This window comes from Mucilaginibacter panaciglaebae (assembly GCF_039539265.1).
GTDB classification, from domain to species: Bacteria; Bacteroidota; Bacteroidia; order Sphingobacteriales; family Sphingobacteriaceae; genus Mucilaginibacter; species Mucilaginibacter panaciglaebae.
This window is the reverse complement of record NZ_BAABCV010000004.1, coordinates 1-18,867: the sequence shown is the minus strand read 5'-3', so window position 1 is coordinate 18,867 and position 18,867 is coordinate 1. Positions and strand designations below refer to the sequence as shown.

General features: G+C 42.5%; 15 protein-coding genes. 3 read left to right on the top strand and 12 right to left on the bottom strand.

Translation table 11 applies throughout. The annotated features are described in order from the left end of the window. Positions 1 to 31 precede the first annotated feature (31 nt). Positions 32 to 1,066 carry a gliding motility lipoprotein GldB gene (gene gldB, locus ABD772_RS06115; protein ID WP_345101813.1) on the bottom strand — a complete coding sequence of 345 codons (1,035 nt, stop codon included), beginning with the start codon at positions 1,064 to 1,066 and terminating at the stop codon, positions 32 to 34. A gap of 69 nt (positions 1,067 to 1,135) precedes the next feature. Between gldB and ABD772_RS06110 the strand changes: the two genes are divergently transcribed. Continuing rightward, the gene (locus ABD772_RS06110) at positions 1,136 to 2,785 is read left to right on the top strand and encodes an NAD+ synthase (protein WP_345101811.1); all 1,650 of its coding nucleotides are present in this window, start codon (positions 1,136 to 1,138) and stop codon (positions 2,783 to 2,785) included. 94 nt (positions 2,786 to 2,879) lie between these two features. Here ABD772_RS06110 and ABD772_RS06105 read toward each other — a convergent pair whose 3' ends face one another. Both ABD772_RS06105 and ABD772_RS06100 read right to left on the bottom strand, forming a co-directional pair. Next, on the bottom strand, positions 2,880 to 4,031 hold the full coding sequence (locus ABD772_RS06105; RefSeq protein ID WP_345101809.1) for a redoxin domain-containing protein: 1,152 nt from the start codon (positions 4,029 to 4,031) through the stop codon (positions 2,880 to 2,882). 55 nt (positions 4,032 to 4,086) lie between these two features. Further along, positions 4,087 to 5,268, bottom strand: coding sequence for a formimidoylglutamase (locus ABD772_RS06100; protein WP_345101807.1), 1,182 nt, complete (start codon positions 5,266 to 5,268; stop codon positions 4,087 to 4,089). A gap of 226 nt (positions 5,269 to 5,494) precedes the next feature. On the opposite strand from ABD772_RS06100, the gene ABD772_RS06095 reads away from it, so the two are divergent. Both ABD772_RS06095 and ABD772_RS06090 read left to right on the top strand, forming a co-directional pair. Then, positions 5,495 to 6,460 carry an NAD-dependent epimerase/dehydratase family protein gene (locus tag ABD772_RS06095; RefSeq protein ID WP_345101805.1) on the top strand — a complete coding sequence of 322 codons (966 nt, stop codon included), beginning with the start codon at positions 5,495 to 5,497 and terminating at the stop codon, positions 6,458 to 6,460. Positions 6,461 to 6,501: 41 nt separating this feature from the next. Then, the gene (locus tag ABD772_RS06090; RefSeq protein WP_345101803.1) at positions 6,502 to 7,125 is read left to right on the top strand and encodes a YdeI/OmpD-associated family protein; all 624 of its coding nucleotides are present in this window, start codon (positions 6,502 to 6,504) and stop codon (positions 7,123 to 7,125) included. 126 nt (positions 7,126 to 7,251) lie between these two features. Here the strand turns inward: ABD772_RS06090 and ABD772_RS06085 are convergent, their stop codons facing one another. The 9 genes from ABD772_RS06085 to ABD772_RS06045 all read right to left on the bottom strand — a co-directional run bounded on the left by ABD772_RS06085 (position 7,252) and on the right by ABD772_RS06045 (position 18,363). Continuing rightward, entirely contained in the window at positions 7,252 to 9,339 is a 2,088-nt protein-coding gene (locus ABD772_RS06085) for a vWA domain-containing protein (RefSeq protein WP_345101801.1), read from the bottom strand. Positions 9,340 to 9,718: 379 nt separating this feature from the next. Then, entirely contained in the window at positions 9,719 to 10,462 is a 744-nt protein-coding gene (fabG, locus tag ABD772_RS06080; RefSeq protein WP_345101799.1) for a 3-oxoacyl-[acyl-carrier-protein] reductase, read from the bottom strand. Positions 10,463 to 10,673: 211 nt separating this feature from the next. After that, a complete protein-coding gene (gene porN, locus ABD772_RS06075) occupies positions 10,674 to 11,660 on the bottom strand; it encodes a type IX secretion system ring subunit PorN/GldN (RefSeq protein ID WP_345101797.1) in 987 nt (328 codons plus the stop codon). A gap of 6 nt (positions 11,661 to 11,666) precedes the next feature. Continuing rightward, a complete protein-coding gene (gene porM, locus ABD772_RS06070; RefSeq protein ID WP_345101794.1) occupies positions 11,667 to 13,205 on the bottom strand; it encodes a type IX secretion system motor protein PorM/GldM in 1,539 nt (512 codons plus the stop codon). A gap of 50 nt (positions 13,206 to 13,255) precedes the next feature. Continuing rightward, a complete protein-coding gene (porL, locus tag ABD772_RS06065) occupies positions 13,256 to 14,062 on the bottom strand; it encodes a type IX secretion system motor protein PorL/GldL (protein WP_345101792.1) in 807 nt (268 codons plus the stop codon). A gap of 47 nt (positions 14,063 to 14,109) precedes the next feature. After that, a complete protein-coding gene (gene porK, locus ABD772_RS06060; protein ID WP_345101790.1) occupies positions 14,110 to 15,456 on the bottom strand; it encodes a T9SS ring complex lipoprotein PorK/GldK in 1,347 nt (448 codons plus the stop codon). Between the two features lie 269 nt (positions 15,457 to 15,725). Then, entirely contained in the window at positions 15,726 to 16,484 is a 759-nt protein-coding gene (locus ABD772_RS06055) for a uroporphyrinogen-III synthase (RefSeq protein WP_345101788.1), read from the bottom strand. Between the two features lie 23 nt (positions 16,485 to 16,507). After that, positions 16,508 to 17,476 carry a DUF4271 domain-containing protein gene (locus ABD772_RS06050; RefSeq protein ID WP_345101786.1) on the bottom strand — a complete coding sequence of 323 codons (969 nt, stop codon included), beginning with the start codon at positions 17,474 to 17,476 and terminating at the stop codon, positions 16,508 to 16,510. A gap of 77 nt (positions 17,477 to 17,553) precedes the next feature. Continuing rightward, positions 17,554 to 18,363 carry a PI-PLC domain-containing protein gene (locus ABD772_RS06045; RefSeq protein WP_345101784.1) on the bottom strand — a complete coding sequence of 270 codons (810 nt, stop codon included), beginning with the start codon at positions 18,361 to 18,363 and terminating at the stop codon, positions 17,554 to 17,556. Between the last annotated feature and the right edge of the window lie 504 nt (positions 18,364 to 18,867).

The following is an 18,867-nucleotide window of genomic DNA, read 5'->3' as shown; positions in this document are numbered from 1 at the left end:
CCGGACGCTTTTTATTAAATAGCTTTCTATACTACTTTGGCCGATACTTTGATTCATTCAAAATCTTTTGTGCATCGTTATTGATCATTAACTCGGGCAGGGTAATTTCAGGATGTTTGTCCATATACTCTTTCACAATTTGCCAGCCCGTCCAGACGCCAAGTTTGGGTGCCGACTCATTATGATCGCCTAATTGCGGCGTAAACGGGGCCTCGCCAATCATGGTGTTGGTTTTCTGGTCGTCAGTTTCATACAGCAGGTTCTGCTCTAACAGGTAAGCCCAAATGGTCGATTTAAAATCTGTACACCACTTTAATTGTTGGGATGTATAGCCGATTTTTACCGAATCGGGTACATCAGGTAATATCTGGTCCATAAAGTAAAGTATCTTACCATTATACACCATTTTGGACAGTAATGTTTTATCATTATCACTTTCGGGGAACATATCTTCTTTAGCTAAGCTCTCAACAACTTTTGGCGCTATATATTCGGGCGTAAACCTCCTGTATACATAATGCGGAAAAGTCTCTATCAAGGCCGGATAAAACCTCGAGTTAGCCCCCAAGAACATGTCCAACCCAATACCAACATAGCCGTCGCCTACAGCAGTTTGCGCTTTAAACCCAGAAAAATAAGCATAAACTTTTGGCAGGTTTTTCTTCGGATAATAATATTTAATACGTCTGAAAGCGTCAGTTAGCTCAGCTTCCTGTTTATTAAGGTTGGGGTAAACCGAATCGACATCATTTTTTACATCATGATATGCACGGCCTGCAAAAACCGGGCGCAGTATGCTAAAGTAGTTCGTATCATTGATACTGCCCGCCTCCAGGATACGTTCGGTATAATCACGATAAAAGATACCATATTTTTTGATCAGGAACATCGCTTGCTGTTCCATCGGTTTTGTCCGCAAGCCGTCAAAATCGCGATCAAAGCGATCAATCTTAACGTCAATTGGTATATTGCTCACATCAATTTTTTTGCTGTGTCCGCAAGCTGTGAGCAGCAGGCCGGCAATAGAAATCAAATAAATTTGTTTGAACTTATAAAAGCTTGACATCAATTTTATACTTTTCAACAAAATTAATCTATTATTTGTATTTAGATACATACCCTACCTGTAATATCTATGAAACTAGCATTAGCGCAGCTTAACTATCACATTGGCAACTTTGAGTCAAATACGGCGCATATCATCAGGCACATTAAAAAAGCAAAAGAAAATGGCGCCGACCTGGTTGTGTTTGCCGAACTGTGTATCTGCGGATACCCTGCTCGCGATTTCCTGGAGTTTACCGAGTTTATTGAGCAATGCGAGGTAGAGGCGCAAAAAATTGCTGCCGAATGTACAGATATCGCCTGCATTATCGGTCTGCCTATTCCTAATAACAAACCCGAGGGTAAGGACTTGAATAACTCGGCCTATTTTATTGAAAACGGCAAGGTAAAAGCAATTGTCAATAAAGCGCTGCTCCCTAACTATGATATTTTTGACGAGTACCGGTATTTTGAGCCGTCGACCGAATTTAACTGCATTGAATTTAAGGGTAAACGCATAGCGTTAACCATTTGCGAGGATTTGTGGAACACCATAGAAAACCCGCTATACGTTACCCGACCGATGGATACGCTGATTAAGCAAAATCCGGATGTAATGATCAATATAGCTGCTTCACCGTTTGCCTACAACCATGATGAGGAGCGTATTGAAATTTTAAAGGATAATGCAGTGCGCTACAATTTGCCGCTGTTTTATATAAATCATGTAGGCGCGCAAACCGAACTGATTTTTGACGGCGGATCGTTAGTATTCGATAAAACCGGAAAACTGGTTGACGAGCTGCCTTATTTTGAGGAGTGTTTAACCTACTATACTTTAGACGATAATGGTGAGATTACTTTCGATCATCCCTCAACGCTAAAGACCAATCGCGATAGCGACATCGCCCAGATACACGATGCGCTGGTATTAGGTATTCGCGATTATTTCCATAAATCGGGTTTTAGTCGCGCGATATTGGGCCTGTCGGGTGGTATTGATTCGGCAGTAGTTTGTGCATTAGCAGCCGAAGCATTGGGGCCTAAAAATGTAATGGCAGTACTATTGCCTTCAAAGTATTCAACGGATCATTCCATCAAAGACGCTGAAGACCTGGTGACCAATTTGGGCTGTATGAGCGAAACTATCGCCATAAAAAATATTACTGATCAGTTTGAAACGGCATTGCATCCTCAGTTTAAAGATTTGCCGTTTAATATTGCCGAAGAGAACATCCAGTCGCGAAGCCGCGCTATTTTATTGATGGCCATGTGTAATAAATTTGGCTTTATACTACTCAATACATCAAACAAAAGTGAGGTTGCTGTAGGCTATGGTACTTTATATGGCGATATGTGCGGCGGTATTTCTGTTATTGGCGACGTATACAAAACCCAGGTTTTTGAGCTGGCGCGATATATTAACCGCAATCGCGAAATTATTCCGGTAAATTCTATTGTTAAACCACCCTCTGCAGAATTAAGGCCAGGTCAGAAAGATTCAGACTCACTACCTGAGTACGATGTTCTGGATAAAATACTGGCTCAGCATATAGAGCACCGCCGTTCGGCTAATGAGATCATTCAAATGGGGTTTGAGAAGACGACCGTTCATCGTACTATTAAACTAACCAATCTGGCAGAGCATAAACGTTACCAGACTCCGCCTATTCTTCGGGTCTCGCCAAAAGCATTTGGCATGGGCCGCAGGATGCCGATTGTGGGCAAGTATTTGCAATAAGAGTTAAACTTGTCATTGCGAGGAGGTACGGACGAAGCAATCGCGAGCAGAAAAGTTCGCGATTGCCACGCTACGCCAGCTATGCCAAAATTACTTATATCTTCCCAAACAGCTCTTCTAATTTATGCTCCAGGTCAGCGCCGCGAAGGTCTTTAGCGATGATCTTGCCATTGGGATCAAGTAGGAAATTAGCGGGGATAGACTGCACTTTATATAAAGTAGCGGCGTCGTTTTGCCAGAATTTCAGGTCTGATACCTGAGTCCAGGCCAGGCCGTCGTGCTTGATAGCTGCTTGCCATTTATCCTTTTCACCCGGGCGATCTAATGACACACCCAGTATGGTAAAGTTTTTGGTTTTATACCTGCCGTAAGCTTTTACCACATTCGGGTTTTCGGCACGACAAGGGCCACACCATGATGCCCAGAAATCAATCAATACGTATTTACCTCTGAGTGATGACAGTTTAACTGGGTTGCCGTTAACATCGGGCTGCGTAAAATCAGGAGCTGTAGCACCTACCGAAGTAACCTTGGCATCATCAATACCGTTTCTGATCATCTTGCCTACCTCGGTCTCCTGAATAGATTTATCCAATTGGTTAAACAACTCATCGGTTTCCATAGCATTTGCGCCCTGCCGGGTCATGAGGTTCAAAACCATCAGGCTTTCATAACTATGCGGATGCGTCGAAGCAAACTCTTTAAGCATAGCATGTTGTTTATCCTGTAAAACTTTAAACCTGGCCTGCATTTTCTCCTGGTATTCAGGCGATTTTAGCGTAGCTGCCGGAGCCGCCTTAGCCTCGTCATTTAGCTTTTTAGCTTCGCCGTTAAAATAATTAAGTTGCTGCGTCAGATACTTATCTTCATCATTCAATTCAGAACCGGTAATGACACCATATTTTACAGAATCTTTTTCGGTATTGACATTGGTTATGCCTTTATCTAACATAAACTCAAGCATGTCCGGGGTCGTACCCAATTTAGCTACCCCCACTCCTTTATGATCAAGTACAATCAATGAGTTTGACGGACTCGGAATACTACCAGAGATGCTAAAGTTGCCGTTTACAATCTGTGTAGAATCCATTACCTTATTGGCACCGGCCTGGTAAAGCAAGTATACCCATGCCGGGGTAGTTACATTGCCAATTTTACCTTTTACCGTAAAGGTATTACCAGCCGGGGCTTGTGCAAATGCCATTACAGGCAATAGCGTCATTATATTTAAAATCAGTTTCTTCATTGCTTTTTTTGAACTCTTCAGGACTAATAACGGATTATCCGTCACAATTATATAATTAGGTTAACTTTTGATAAGTACGCCACCACAGATCGGGCATTTCGCCTGATACCGCCAGTTGGTAATCTTCATAACGGCAAGGCACCAGGTGGAAGCGCTCATTTTTTGAACCACCGCTTGGGTAAGGTACCTGCATCCACCATCGGTCTGATTTTTTGCTTTTCACAAATATCAATTCATGATCATCATGCACCAGGCTGGTTTTATAGATAAGGTATTGCGACTTAGGGCTTAATGGAAAATCCTTCTTACGATTATATACACCGTCAATAAAATACCATATCATTTGGGCCAGCAGCATGGCTGTTTGGCCATTATTGTCATAGGCCGGGTTAAACTCATAAAACCCAATCGAGCTTAACTTATCATTAAATCCCGCGTAGCGGCAAATCTGGCAGGCCTCTTCGCCATAAAAGCCGTTAGGCGTGGCATTGGCATTAGCACCGGCATCGGCCGATTTTATGGCGCTGATATCAAAACTGATCATATTAGCATTACGGATAACCGGCTCGGCTACACCTACATTATTACTCAATAGCCCTAAGCGGTGTACATCAAAGTATAGCTTATCCATTACCCGTAAGCTATCCTGACTGGCAAAGAACGTTTGATAGCCCAGGTTACTGTAATTAAAAAGATAATTAGGCTCATGCAGAAAGATCTTGCTCAGATAGGAGGTTGATGTGGTGGCGATGCTTTCTGAATTTTCATCTTCTTCCAAATCAAAATGCGAATCGACAATTACCAGGTCTACCTTTTGTTCCAGATCTTCATAACCCAAATACTGTGCATAGGTAAGGTCTTGCCCTCCACCGATGATCAGCGGAATAATATCTTTTTTAACCAATTCGCCTACAACCGTCTTTAGTGCATAATAAGTATCGGTAATTGACTCTCCCTGCCGGATATTGCCCAGATCTGCAATTTTTGTCGTATAGGAGCCTTCATGCAATTGATACAGCTTTTCACGCACGTAGTCGGGGGCCAGGGCGCAACCGGGATTGTTAATGGCGTTGCGATCTTCCTGCACACCTATGATAGCAATATCGACAGAGTGATCCAGGTCGGGAAATTCGTCTACATAGCAGTTTATCTTACTACCTAAGTGGCTGGTATAATACCCGTTTTTGGGGGTGATGGTATTTAAATCAACAGATGTAAAGAAATCTGATAAGGACATATTATTAATGTGCGAATATGCAAATGTAGTAAATGTGCGGATATGCAGATGTGCAAATGTAAGTATGATTTAATTACCGCACCAGTATCACCATATACAGCTGATGTAGCGCGGCGCAACAACAATTTAAATTCTTGAGCGGTATACCAATATGTCACGGTACGCTTGTTTTATTTTGCAATTCAATCATCAATCTGCACATTTGCACCTCTGCATATCAAAGAAAATGGTTCTCGTAACAGGCGCTACAGGTTTTTTAGGCTCAGAAGTAGCCAGGCAATTGGTTGACAAAGGCGAGACTGTGCGCTGTACCAGGCGGGCATCGTCAATTATACCGGCCTTGCTGATACCTTATCCGCAGATAGAATGGGTTGAGGCTGATATGATGGATATCTTCGCGTTGGAAGATGCGCTTGAAAGTGTCGACCACGTTTATCATTGTGCGGCCTGGGTGTCGTTAAAACAAAAAGACAAAGAGCCCATGATACACACTAACGTAAAAGGTACCGCCAATCTGGTGAACCTTTGTTTGGGGCGCGATATCAGGTTGGTTCATGTAAGCTCCATTGCAGCCATAGGCGTTGCGAAACCTGGCGAATTGATCACTGAAAATCATCACCTGGACATTGCTACTGAAAATGACGGCTACGCAATATCAAAACTGGAAAGCGAAATGGAAGTCTGGCGCGGCATTGCAGAGGGATTAGATGCCGTAATAGTAAATCCGTCGTTGATCATCGGTGCTAATGCAGGCATTTTAGGTAGCGGCCAGCTGTTTGAAACCGTACGCAAAGGACTTAAAATTTATACTGAGGGCACCGCAGGCTTTGTTGATGTCGAAGATGTAGCCAAATGTATGATAGCCCTGATGGAAACCGATATTACCGAACAGCGCTACATTCTCAGCGCCGAAAATCGTGATTATAAACAACTCACCGCCGAAATTGCTCAAGGCTTCGGTATCAAGCCGCCACCATTTGTAGCCAAACCCTGGATGATGGAAGTGGCCTGGCGTGCGGCGCGGTTAGCCTCGTTCATCACCGGTAAAACGCCGGCCATTGATAAGGTTGCCGCTCAGGCTTCTACTCAAATCCGCAACTTTGATAATAGCAAGATCAAAGCTGCTATTGGCATTGAATTTAAACCGATCAGTAAATCTATTTTGGAAATTTGCAGGCGACTGGCAAGCTAATAACTGTTGCATAAATCAATGATAAACTATTATCTTGTGGCATGGAACAGTACGACCCACGCATCGACGAATATATTGGCAAAAAAGCAGCTTTTGCGCAACCGATATTAAAACACCTGCGCCAACTAATGCACTCGGTTTCGCCGCAAATTACCGAAACCATTAAATGGGGGCATCCGTTTTTTGAGTACAAAGGAATTTTGGCTAACATGGCTGCATTTAAAGAGCATTGCGTGTTTGGTTTCTGGGGCAGCACTGCCTTGAATGACCCGAATGGCGTACTTAAACACGCTGATGAAAGGGACGCTGCCGGCAATTTTGGACGTATTACTAAAGTGTCTGACTTGCCGGATGATGCTATTCTGAAAGATTTTATCTTGCAGGCTATTAAAATAAAAGATGCCGGACCCGAACAGAAATCAGAGAAAAAAGCTGTCGTACCTAAAGCGCCAAAAGCACCTATCGAGGTGCCGGATTATTTTGCCGCTGCACTGGAAACTAAACCCAAGGCCTTAGCAACTTTCCAAAATTTCAGTCCTTCAAATAAACGCGAATACCTGGAATGGATTGTCGAAGCCAAAACAGAGGCCACCCGCCAAAAGCGCATTGAAACCGCGTTAGAGTGGATGAGTGAAGGTAAGTCGAGAAACTGGAAGTATAAGTAATTCAATTTTTGAGGTGTCTTTCACTTCTTTCTGTCATGCCGGCGACGGGCATCTTGCTGCGTGGCAATAACTGCTATTAGCATTACGGGCAGATTCTTCGCTATGCTCAGAATGACAAAGTGTGTTTTATACCTCCCCTTCCCGCTTCCTCAAGAACCACTCTAATCCCAACAATACAACAATCAGCCCGAAAATCCATTTCACATCGATCATGTCATTGTAATGGCGGTCTTCGTACACCAGGGTTTTGATGTTTTCATTCTTGCGGATCAAATCGGCCAGTTGATTCATTTGCGACGGCGGCAGCATTTTACCCCCGCTTTGAACGGCTATATTTCTAAGTAATTGATGATTGGCCGCACTTTGGCTTATCTCCAAGTTAAGTGGCTTCACAGTAAGTTGTCCGGCTGCATTAAACAAGCGGTTGCCCAGTGTGGTACTGGCGGTATAAGTATACTCGCCAACCGGTAAAATACCGGCATCCAACTGATAGCTTTGTCCCGTGCGGGTGGCCAGGAAGCTGTAGTTTTTGCCTGCGGTATTTTTAAGCTCGATCTTGACGTCGGGCGTGTTAACCAGTTCCAAAGCATCGTTATATAATTCTGTATTAAAGAGTACATTTTCCCCTTCGTCAAAAACATTTTTTGAGGGATAAACCCTGAAACGCTGTCTGTTTGCATTAGCGGTCAAATATTGAACACTCTGGCTAAACAGTTCCTCCATGGCATGGTGACTGCCATATTGCGCATACTCGGCCAACTGCCATCGCCACAGGCCTTCACCAGTTAATACGCCTATACGCCGACCACCTTCATCACCAAATAACAATAACGGATAATTGGTGGCTACAGTGCCTATCCGTTGCTTAAACAACACCCCGGTGGTTGCAGGTAAAGTGTAAGTACCAAACGGTGCCAGCAACGGCGGCATTTTGGCCAGCTTTTGCATTGTCGAGTCCGACAAAACAAATGACGTAAACTCAGGAACAGGCTGTGCAAATACTTCCTGCATGTCCGCCCGTGTAGTGCTGATATTGGTTAGCTTTTGTGCCGTATTAAAGTTTGAAATATCTGCCTGATCACCCAATAAATACCATACCGGCGTTTTAGTTTTGGCGATAATGTCTTTCAGCGCGACAAAGCTGCCGGCAGTTGGCTGATGCAGCATAATCAGGCTATAATCGCTTAATTTAAGCGAGCCAATGTCCGCGGTAAAACTTGTCTTCAACTCATAGTTTTTATTGGCCTCAATGGCTTGTTTTATCACGCTGATGTCCGGGTGGGCGGCATCATACACCAACAATATCTTCTGCTTTGAATCGAGCACCTCGACATAAATGGTTTCAGTGTTATTTTGAGTAGAAAGCTCGTTCTTAACCGGTGTTATGCTGATATTGAACTTATGTACGCCTTTTTTATCGGCGTTCAATTTTATTGTTAAATTCTTTTTAAAGGCATCATTGCCTACCGGGATGATCTGCGCATTTACCTGGCGGCCGTCTTCGGTGACTGATAAATGCATGGTCTCGCCTTTACTTTGGTAGGCTTGCGTTAATACTTCTATTTCGAAATCGTTTCCTAAAAAAGCGGTCTTGTTATAATTGACATTACCTATAAGCAGATCGCGTTTGGCATTGGTATCTCCTAAGGCTATGGTATAAATGCCTGTTTTAAAATTGCGGGCCTCATATTGGGGGTCGGCGCCCTGATTGTAAGAGCCATCAGTAGCAAGTATCAGCGCACCGATGTTCTGGTTTACAAAGCGATCATTCAACTGGCGCAATGCCGCTGCTATATTGGTTTGTTTAGCGTTGAATGATTTTGATAAGCCGCTATTCAGATCATGGCCGAAGTTAAACTCCTGCACCTCATAACCATTGCCTAATTGATGTTTTAATTTGGCTAATTCATCAACAAACTTATCGGCATCAAAATCTCTGGGGTGAAATGTATTGACCGACTGCGAATTATCTTGCGCTATTAAAATCAGCGGTTTTTGAGGCTGATAATTGGTTGATTTAACCATCGGCGATACCAGCAACAAAGCAATCAGGAAAACTCCTAACGCTCGAAATGCAGCTAACAGGTATCTGAATTTATCCGGCAGATTTTGCGGCTGCCGGTACATGAGCCAGGCATACAGTAAACCCAACAGCAAGCAAGGTATGGCCCACCATCCGGATACAGTTCCCCATGTGACAGAAAATAGCAGCATCTTTAAGCTTAAACGTTGTACCTGATATGTTTTACGTTATACCTGCAAAATGCAAAAATATCGTGAATGTTTAGTGTAATAATATTGGTATGGTTACTCAATCCAGGTCTCCCATTGCTTTACAATAACAGCCTTGAAGATGTTATCAATATCGGTTTTACTGGGTACAGGATAATTGAGCTTGGGCTGGTGGCAACCGGGCATCAAAATACTGAGAGAAATAGTAAAAGTTTATGCATAAAAAACAGCATATCTGTATATCAAATATGCTGTTTTAAATATGATTTATAAGGGCCTTTGCACTTATACTTCGGGAGCCTTAGTATGACATCGGCCGCTTTGATCAGTTTTGCAACCAATCATTAATCTTCAATCACTACTACAACATCCCTCCATCAACCGGGATAACCTGGCCGGTGATGTAGGTTGCCATGTCAGACGCCAGGAAAACGCAGGCATTGGCTACGTCTTCGGTCTCGCCGGCGCGTTTAAGCGGGATTGAGGCCGCCCAGCCTTCAACTACTTTCGGGTCTAAAACCTCGGTCATTTCGGTACGGATAAAACCCGGAGCGATAACGTTAGTACGGATGTTACGCGAGCCCAGCTCCTTAGCCATTGATTTAGAAAAACCAATGATACCTGCTTTTGAAGCAGCGTAGTTAGCTTGCCCTGCATTGCCGTCGACACCTACTACAGAACTCATGTTGATAAATACGCCTTCGCGGTTTTTCATCATAATTTTTGACGCCGCTTTAGTAACGTTGAATATAGATTTCAGGTTAACTTCCAGAACGTCGTCCCATTGCTCTTCAGTCATGCGCATTAACAGGCCGTCTTTAGTGATACCGGCATTGTTAACCACGATATTTAGCGTACCAAAATCGGCAATAATATCATTGATCAGCTTATCGGCTTCGTCAAACTTCGAAGCATCGCTGCGATAGCCTTTTATTTTAGTGCCAAAGCTTTGCAGTTCCTGCTCCAATGCCTGGCCTTTTTCAACAGATGATAAATAAGTAAAAGCCACATTAGCGCCGTGCTCGGCAAATTTTTCAGCAATTTTGCGTCCGATTCCTTTTGACGCTCCGGTTATTAACGCGGTTTTTCCTTCTAATAATTTCATAAACTTTGATCAGTTCTGTTTGGGCAGCGAAGATAACAATTTAGGTTGAAAAGTTAATGAAGTAGCAGGATAGCTATGGCACCTGCCAAGATATTTACTTTGTTGTCTGAAGTCTGCAACTTCGGGCAGCGGGACCACTAAAGGCAAGTAGTATTTAAAACAAAAGCCTCTGCATTTCTGCAAAGGCTTAAAAGTGTATGTTAATATCTGGTTAGTACTGCCACAAGTTGAGTTCCCAATCCATAAGTTGCTTCTTGATACGTTCTGACTCATAAAGCTTATCAATACCTTGAGCGTAATCTTTAATACGTTCATCCTTATCGTTAGACACTTTAACCACGTAACCATGAAATAAGCGTTTCAGGAACACATCATCGAAGCTTAGATCGGTAGCGTCATTGTTTCTGTTAAAGGCTTCGTGTGTAACCAATACCTGGCGTGCAGCCGGGAAATAGATCCAAAACGCCGGTTGATAATCTAACGCAAGGTTAGCACCCTCAACTTTTTGTTTAATCATTGGTGCAATACCGATGATACGGGGCTCCCATACTGAACGTTGCTTGTCAAAAATCCAGTCTTCTTTAATACGGTATTTGATAATGCTGTCAGGCTGAAATTCGCCTGCTACCATTTTTGACCCAGTTTTTTCGCCATTTGCATTAATGATGTTAACCAAAGAGCTATCGGCCATTTTTGCTTTGGCTTTTGCGGGAGTCAATGGAACAGCAAATCCATCGCCATTTGGATCGTCCTTGGTAGGTATCGGATCATAAGCGGTCAGTTCTCCGGCGGCAATAGCATCCATTAACACATCAATTAATCTTGACTTAGGCGAGCCTAAGTAAGCGTTTACTTTTTCGCGCAGGTCAATCTCTTCCCAAACCCGTTTTGCAAATACAACGTCCGACTCGCGAACATTAGCGTAAGGAGTCACTTTGTTATTTTGGATATTGCTCTTTTTATAGTAACCATCTAAAGGCCTGTCAAACGGTTTAGCAGGTGTTGCATCGGCAGTGATAGGCGCATCTGTTGGCTTTTTAGTAGTGTCAAGCATTGAGGTCTGCTTACTGGCCGTATTAGGGGCAGTTGTATTCTTGCCGGCTACCGGTTTTTTTACCGGCGCTTTCTTCTTTTTGGATTGCGCAAACGCTGTTACGCAAGCCAGGCAGAGTACAAAAATCAAAAATCTACTTTTCATATGCTTTTAATTTGCAAATAATACAATGTTATCTAATCCGCGCTGAGTGCCGTCTGGCCCAACTGCAACAATGTCTTTAAAAACCACTGTCGAACCTGGCGAAACGCTGTTCATTGCCGAATGCATTGCGCTGGTTAGCTGGTTTCCGGTGCCCGTAAAACTCAACGGATCCTGACGTGGTTTTATTACTAATAAAGTAAAACGTGTAACGTTAAACTTAGCATCAAACTCAAAATTCTCTAAGCGTGCAAATATGGCATCCTGCGCTTTTATATTAGCCGCGCTGGTTGTTCCGCCAGATTTAGCTGCAAACTCTGCTTTAGGGTCAGGTATACGTTTTACACGGAAAGTTGTTGCACCTAAAGTCATGACTTTACCTTTTGACACCTCGCCAGATACATTTACAGTTGCCGTACCTTGTGCAGTAACCGTAGCAATGTAACCATTGCCTGACGGGGTAATAGTGCCGCCGGCCATACTTACACGCAAATCTTTTTTAGCAATACCCGGTGCCGATACCGATAGCGGATTTGGCACACCGATATATAATACATTCATTTTGTCAGGCGATACCACTGCAGATGGTCTTGCTACCGTATAAGTTTGGGGTTGTGTTGTGTATGTCTTAATGGTACCATCGTTTTGTTTAACCGATATGGTACCTATCCAGGTATGTACCCCTTCGGCGCTGGTGCTGCCGTTGTATTTACCGCGGCCCGCCTCTGTTGGCAATCTTGAACCTTCAACAGTGATATCCGGTGATGATTTTGAATCAGACGCAGTTAAGAACACTTCGGCGGTATATGGCTGACCCACCAATACATAGCTGGTTGGCGCCACTGCCACCGCCGAGAATTGGTCCAGGTTAACAACCGCCTGATCTACTTCGCCTAAAATCTTTTTTACCACCTCGTTTTCAGCATTTTTAGTATCCGATTGTATTTTGGTTAATGCGGTCATTGCTGCACCCATTGGCATACCTTCGCCAAAAGTGGCCTGTTCCCAGCTTTTGTTTTCAAAACCTGTTCTATGAGGCGGCGGAGTAGTTTCTAATGGTAATTTTACGCCCGCCCGGTCTCTGGGATCAAGTAATGCAAGTAGGTTCTTTCTGGTCTCGTCGATCTTTTTATGTAATTCGTAAGCATTTTTTTTACGATTTACCATTAGATCCACAGATATGTCGATGTTTTCGCGCCCTCTGTAATCTTGCGTCACCTCGTCAAAACCGCCGGCCGCATCAACCAACATTTTTTTCAATGTTTCTACATAAGCATTCAAATCATCTGCAAGTTTTCTTGCTTTCAGAGCCCGTTCATAAATCGGCTTTGCCCTTTCAGGCTGCTCTTTTAATTTAGTTTTTTCAAACGCCTCAAAAGTATTATCAATACCTTTCTGCACGTTTGTTTTTGAAGCCGATAAGCTGTCGCTGATGTTTTTAAAAGCATCTAGTAAGCTATCCGGAACATCAAGGGCAATAAGGCCCAGCAATACCAGGTATAAAATACCCATCATCCGCTGCCTTGGGGTCTGTTTACCTCCAGCCATTTGTTATATATCTTTATTTTGTATTAAAAATCCTGTTTATTCACAAAAGGCTATGCCTGGCGTGGTTGGTTCATTGCAGTTAACATATTGCCATATATAGCATTTAACGACGACAGATTTTTAGCCAAACGGCTAACCTCTTCTTTAAACTGCTTTGAATCATCAATAGACTCTGTAAAATTACCCATGGTTAATGACAGGTTTTGATAAAACTTGTTCATTGCTTTTAAATGGGCGCTTGAGTCCTGTAGTTCCAATTCATAAACAGCGTTTAAGGCCGATAAATTTTTAGCCAAACTGTTTACCTGATCGTGATATGCTTTTGAATCTACATTAGTATTAGCCAACTCTAACAAGTTGCCTGATGCTTTCTCGAACGATGCAGTCAGGTTGTCATAGCTTTGCGAAGCTTGCTTTACTTTGTTGGTAAAGGCTATAGTAGCCTCGCCGGCATCAGTGACTTTTGATATAGCATTAACCTTATCGCCAAAAGTTCTTAAACCTTCAGCCAGGCTGTTAACCAATTCCGGACCGATTTTAGCATCGGCCATCATTTTGTCTAAAGCGGCGGTTTGCGAAAAGTTACCGCCACCGCCACCACCACGTTGCGAAGTGGTAGGCAATTCGCCTGTATAATCGTGTGCTAATTCAGGATATGCTCTTGTCCAATCAATCTCAACCGATTCTCTTTGAAAGCCCAATATAAAAAACAAAATTGCCTCTGCACCCAGACCTATTGAAATGAACAAGCCACCAAAAGGCAAATGCTGTATTTTAAACAATAAACCTACAATAACCACGGTTGCACCCCAGGATACAATGTTATTAATTCCGTATGGATGTTTTTTCCCTGCCATAAAATTCTAATAAAATATTCTCTTAATTTTTTTGATTTATTTTTTAATTATCGTTTGTCTCTTAAATCGCGGCCCTGGAAGTGGGTAACGCAACGGAAACCGATGTAAGATTTAGCACTATCCTGATATTCATAACTGCGTGATGCATTTTGCAGGAAGTAACCGATGTCTTTCCATGAACCACCGCGTACTACTTTACGTTTCATAACTTCGGGGTCATTTTTACCGGCTTCGTAATTGAAGGTCGGCGACAAATCATTAACAAAGGTTGAGGCTGATGGGTCGAATGCTGATGAGGTCCACTCAGCTACGTTACCGGCCATACAATACAAACCATAATCATTTGGTAAGTATGAATTTATTTTAACGGTGTAAGTCCCTCCATCGTCAGAATAATTACCACGGCCTGGTTTAAAGTTAGCTAATAAACAGCCTTTAGCATTTCTGATATACGGGCCGCCCCAAGGGTAATCTGTACCTATCCTGCCACCACGGGCAGCGTATTCAAACTCCTCTTCTGTTGGCAAATCGTAAGCAGACCGGTGTGGTAAATGCCTGGAGTCTTTATATGCCTCGTTATAGCGTGTACGCCATACGGTAAAGGCACGGGCTTGCAGCCAGTTAACTCCCACCACCGGATAATCTTTAAATGATGGATGAGAGAAATAACCCTCAACCATTGGCTCATTAGCAGCATATGAGAAATCTGCCAGCCAAACAAGCGTATCAGGATAAACTGCTACTGTATCACGGAATATCGCGTCTGAACGCTTGAAATTAGGGTCTCTTCTATGATCAGCAGCCTTACGGTAAAGCGGCATGGCATAGTTATATTTTAACAAACGTACATCAAGCTCATTACGATCGAATATACGATCCAGCCCTTGATAGTACATACCTTGTAGTTTCTGGCCATTGGCATTACCGGTTTTTTTATTACCTCTGCCCCAGATCGGGTATTTTTTTACGTATTGCCAGTCAATATATTTTTGTCCGTTTGGATTTGGAGCCGCAGCGCCTTTTTTGGTTCCATTACCGCCAATGAAGTATTTAGGATCATTAAGGTAGTTAGTAACCGCAATCGAATCACGAACCCAGTTTACAAACTGCCTGTACTGGCTGTTTGAAATCTCTGTCTGGTCCATAAAAAAGGCGGGAATAGTGACCTGTTTTGTTTGTGCAATTTGCGCGAAAGTAATGTCCTGGTCAGTTTGCCCCATTAAGAAAGTACCTGACGGAATGTAAACCATGCCGTATGGGATTTCCTGCCTGGCAGTCTTTCCCTTTGCGCCGATAACCTCCCCTCTGTCTGACCCTTTGCCGCCGCCTAAAAGACCGCAGCTACTCAATGCCATCGTACCTAAAATTCCTACTAAAAAGTATACTTGCTTCATTTTTTACAAATCAAAAATCTGATCATTAATCAACACAAAATGCCCCCCGAATATATAAAATTTGCTTAACCAAATTCTAAAAAATGTTTTTTATAACGAAATATAACACTTTTTAAATAATCAAGCAAATCAATTAACGAAAGGACAGTTTGGGCTATAATACCAAACCTCTTTAAATTAACTAGTTATAATAGCAACTTATTCAACTTAGGGCTTATACGGCAAATTACAAAAAATGTTGCATCGGAATTAAAAAAATTGCCCTGCGACTATTTATTTACCTGTTTGCAATATTGTTCGATAGCCATAGTCATGGAGGGGGCAGCCGGAGTTGGTGCCGGAATATCCAAAATTAACCCCGCTTCAAGCACCGCCTTATGGGTGGTTGCACCAAAGGCTGCTATACGGGTATTATTTTGTTTAAAATCAGGAAAGTTTTTGTACAATGACTGTATACTTGACGGGCTAAAAAAGGCAATGACATCATAAAAAACATCTGCCAGATCGCTCAAATCACTGCATACCGTGCGAAATAACACTGCCGGAGTGAAATCATAACCGTTCTCTAAAAGGAACTTTTGGGTTTCTTCTGCAGCTACGTCAGAGCATGGATATAAAAACTTTTCGCCCGAGTGTTTTTTAAGCACCTCGGCTAAATCAGAAGCGGTTTGTTTGCCAAAGAATATTTTACGCTTACGGTACTGAATATATTTTTGAAGATATAACGCGATAGTTTCAGAAAGACAAAAATATTTCATCTCCACCGGCACCTCAAAACGCATTTCTTCACATATTCTGAAAAAATGATCAGCAGAGTTACGGCTGGTGAAGATCACGGCAGTAAAATCGGCAAGGTTGATTTTATCCTTGCGGAAATCTTTAGCCGGCACACCCTCAACATGTATAAATGACCTGAAATCAATTTTCAGGTTTAACTTTTTAGCCAATTCAGTATATGGATTCTTGTCATTCTCTGGCTTAGGCAATGTAACCAAAATACTTTTTACCTTTTTCTTTCTTTCTTCCAAATCTGTAATTTTAAACGTAAAAATTATATATTCAGTGCCTTAACTAATATTAACACAGGGCAAATTTCGAGGGCACAAAGATAGATAATTAAATAGAACTTATGAAATCGAAAATTGGAAATTATGCTCACGCTGCTGCGCAAATAAAGCCAGGTAAAAATAGCCAGAACGAGTATTATGGCAATAATAAGCAAGACGGGTATAAATTGTGCCGCCAGTAAACTAAAGCAAACCGTAACCGGCAAAAACACAAACGCAATATTAAAGTAAGTAAGGTAAAGCACTGATACGTAATCTGTTACCAACTTTTGAATATCAAACACAAAACCCAAAAACTTTAACACCAAAAATTTGCATGCAAAAAGCAGCAGAATAATCAGCACGAGCGTACTGAACAGCCTGAAACCGCTGATGCTGTAGTAAATATTTTTATAACCCGCCAGCTGATATAAAAACAGCCCAAACGTCATTCCAAATAGTAAAAACAGCCCAACAAAAGCCCAGAAATTAATCTGTATATCGTCTTTACTGGCTTGTATCACAGCCCGCTTGCTGTAAAACGACAAAAACACGTTCTTAATATCCCTATTCATAATGATGTTGAGTATAGCCGTGTAGAGCAGCAGGCTGATGATCATTACAATAACCCATTGGTCGCGGGTTTGACGTACATGGCCGCTACGCAGTGTGCTTTTGGCTTTGTACGGAATATCTAAAAAATAATGGCCTCTGTACAGGCTGTCCCTGACATACTGAGCTGCAGCCTGGTTTATCATGGCCGAGTCAGGAAATTTAATATACAAAAAAGCCAGCGAGTCCCGGACAAATTGCTTGCGCTTGACGGTGGCCATGATCACCGAATCAAGCACAGGCATACCTCCCTGTTGAGGCGCTGTTATTAGCGGGTTAACCCACCCGGAGGTGTCCTGCTGCGCACGACCAACAAAAGCACCCGCAAGTAAAAACAGTATACAAAAAGCGGCAAAACGCATTTATGTCTCTAATTAAGCCGTAAAAATACCGCAATTATCCCTTCTTTTCTGCTGATTACGCTTAAAAAATAAAATGGCTATTTAGCTTGCTTGTTTGGGATAGATGCGGTAACTGGCTTACGCAATGTTTTTTTGGCAAGGTAACCCGCCAATTGTTCGATCCTATCGGTACCAATAATATCTGCCCCAAAACCAATCTGTGTATCCCATGATTCTTGTGTATCGGGCGCCCCCCAAAACCGAACCAACTTGCCCGTATGTGTATGCACACTGTCAACTGTTTTTTTCAATCGTTTACGGTCAGCCTCGGCTATGGGCCCCTGGCCTTTCCATTTAGACCAATTTTCAAAATTAAGGCTCACTTGCCCTACCCTGTCCCATTCAATCTGGGTATGCGGATAAACCAGATCATCATCAAACCATAAAATATCGGGGTAGTCTTTATAATCTGACGGCACCGGGCGATTACCGCTGATAAGGATTTTTAACCTTCCGTTCGGGTTTTCAGGGCTTAGTAAATAGGCGTTCAAAGGTTTGAGCTCTTTTACCAAAGCGGGTAGTGTTTTTTTATGGTCGTCCTTGACATCGATCAATAAATTCAGCCGGCGGGTAGTATCGCGGCGCAATGCATATAGTATCGGGTCTAGATACATGCCTTTCAGCGTACGTTCGGGTTCCAGGTATTTATCGCTGTGCGACACCAGCAATGTACCGTCGACCAGAAATATATCTGCTTCGATAGAATTAAAGCCATTATTATAAGCCTTGTAAAATGGCGTGTTGTTGGCATAGTCATTATGCGAGTGGGTAAATTTTGCTTGCGCGATACCTTCAAATGCGGCAAAAGACAAAGCCGCCGACAGCAACAATGGAAATTTTATTTTCATGCCGATAAAACTATAACATTTTGAGAAAAATCAGGTTACCAAACGGTTAATTTTTATCACCTGTATAGACAGGTTTTGGCAGCCGACAACAACTCCTCTTCATCCTGCCATGCCGTAGTAGCTTTTAAATTGAGGTCGTCATAGCAAAACTGCAGACGAATCGCGACCGGTTTGGAGCTTCGAAATATAGTACGGCGTCGGGAAGAGAACATCGGGGTCCTTATTGACCCTGTCGTTTAACAATGGGCCAATAGTTAATGTCTTTTGCTGCGCGATGACTGCCTGCTGGTTAAAATCAGTAAAATATTGCTGCTATCTTTTTCATTGTCCGGTTATATTTTCAAAAAAACAAGTCATCTAAAAAATAACTTTAAAGTCTGACTTGTCCTGAAATAGGTTTACAATTAAAAGTGTAAACGATGAACAAAAGTAAAGAAGAAAAGATCTTGCATGATCATTTAACGTTGGGTCTAACATTTCGTAGCTTAGCGTTAAAGTACGGTT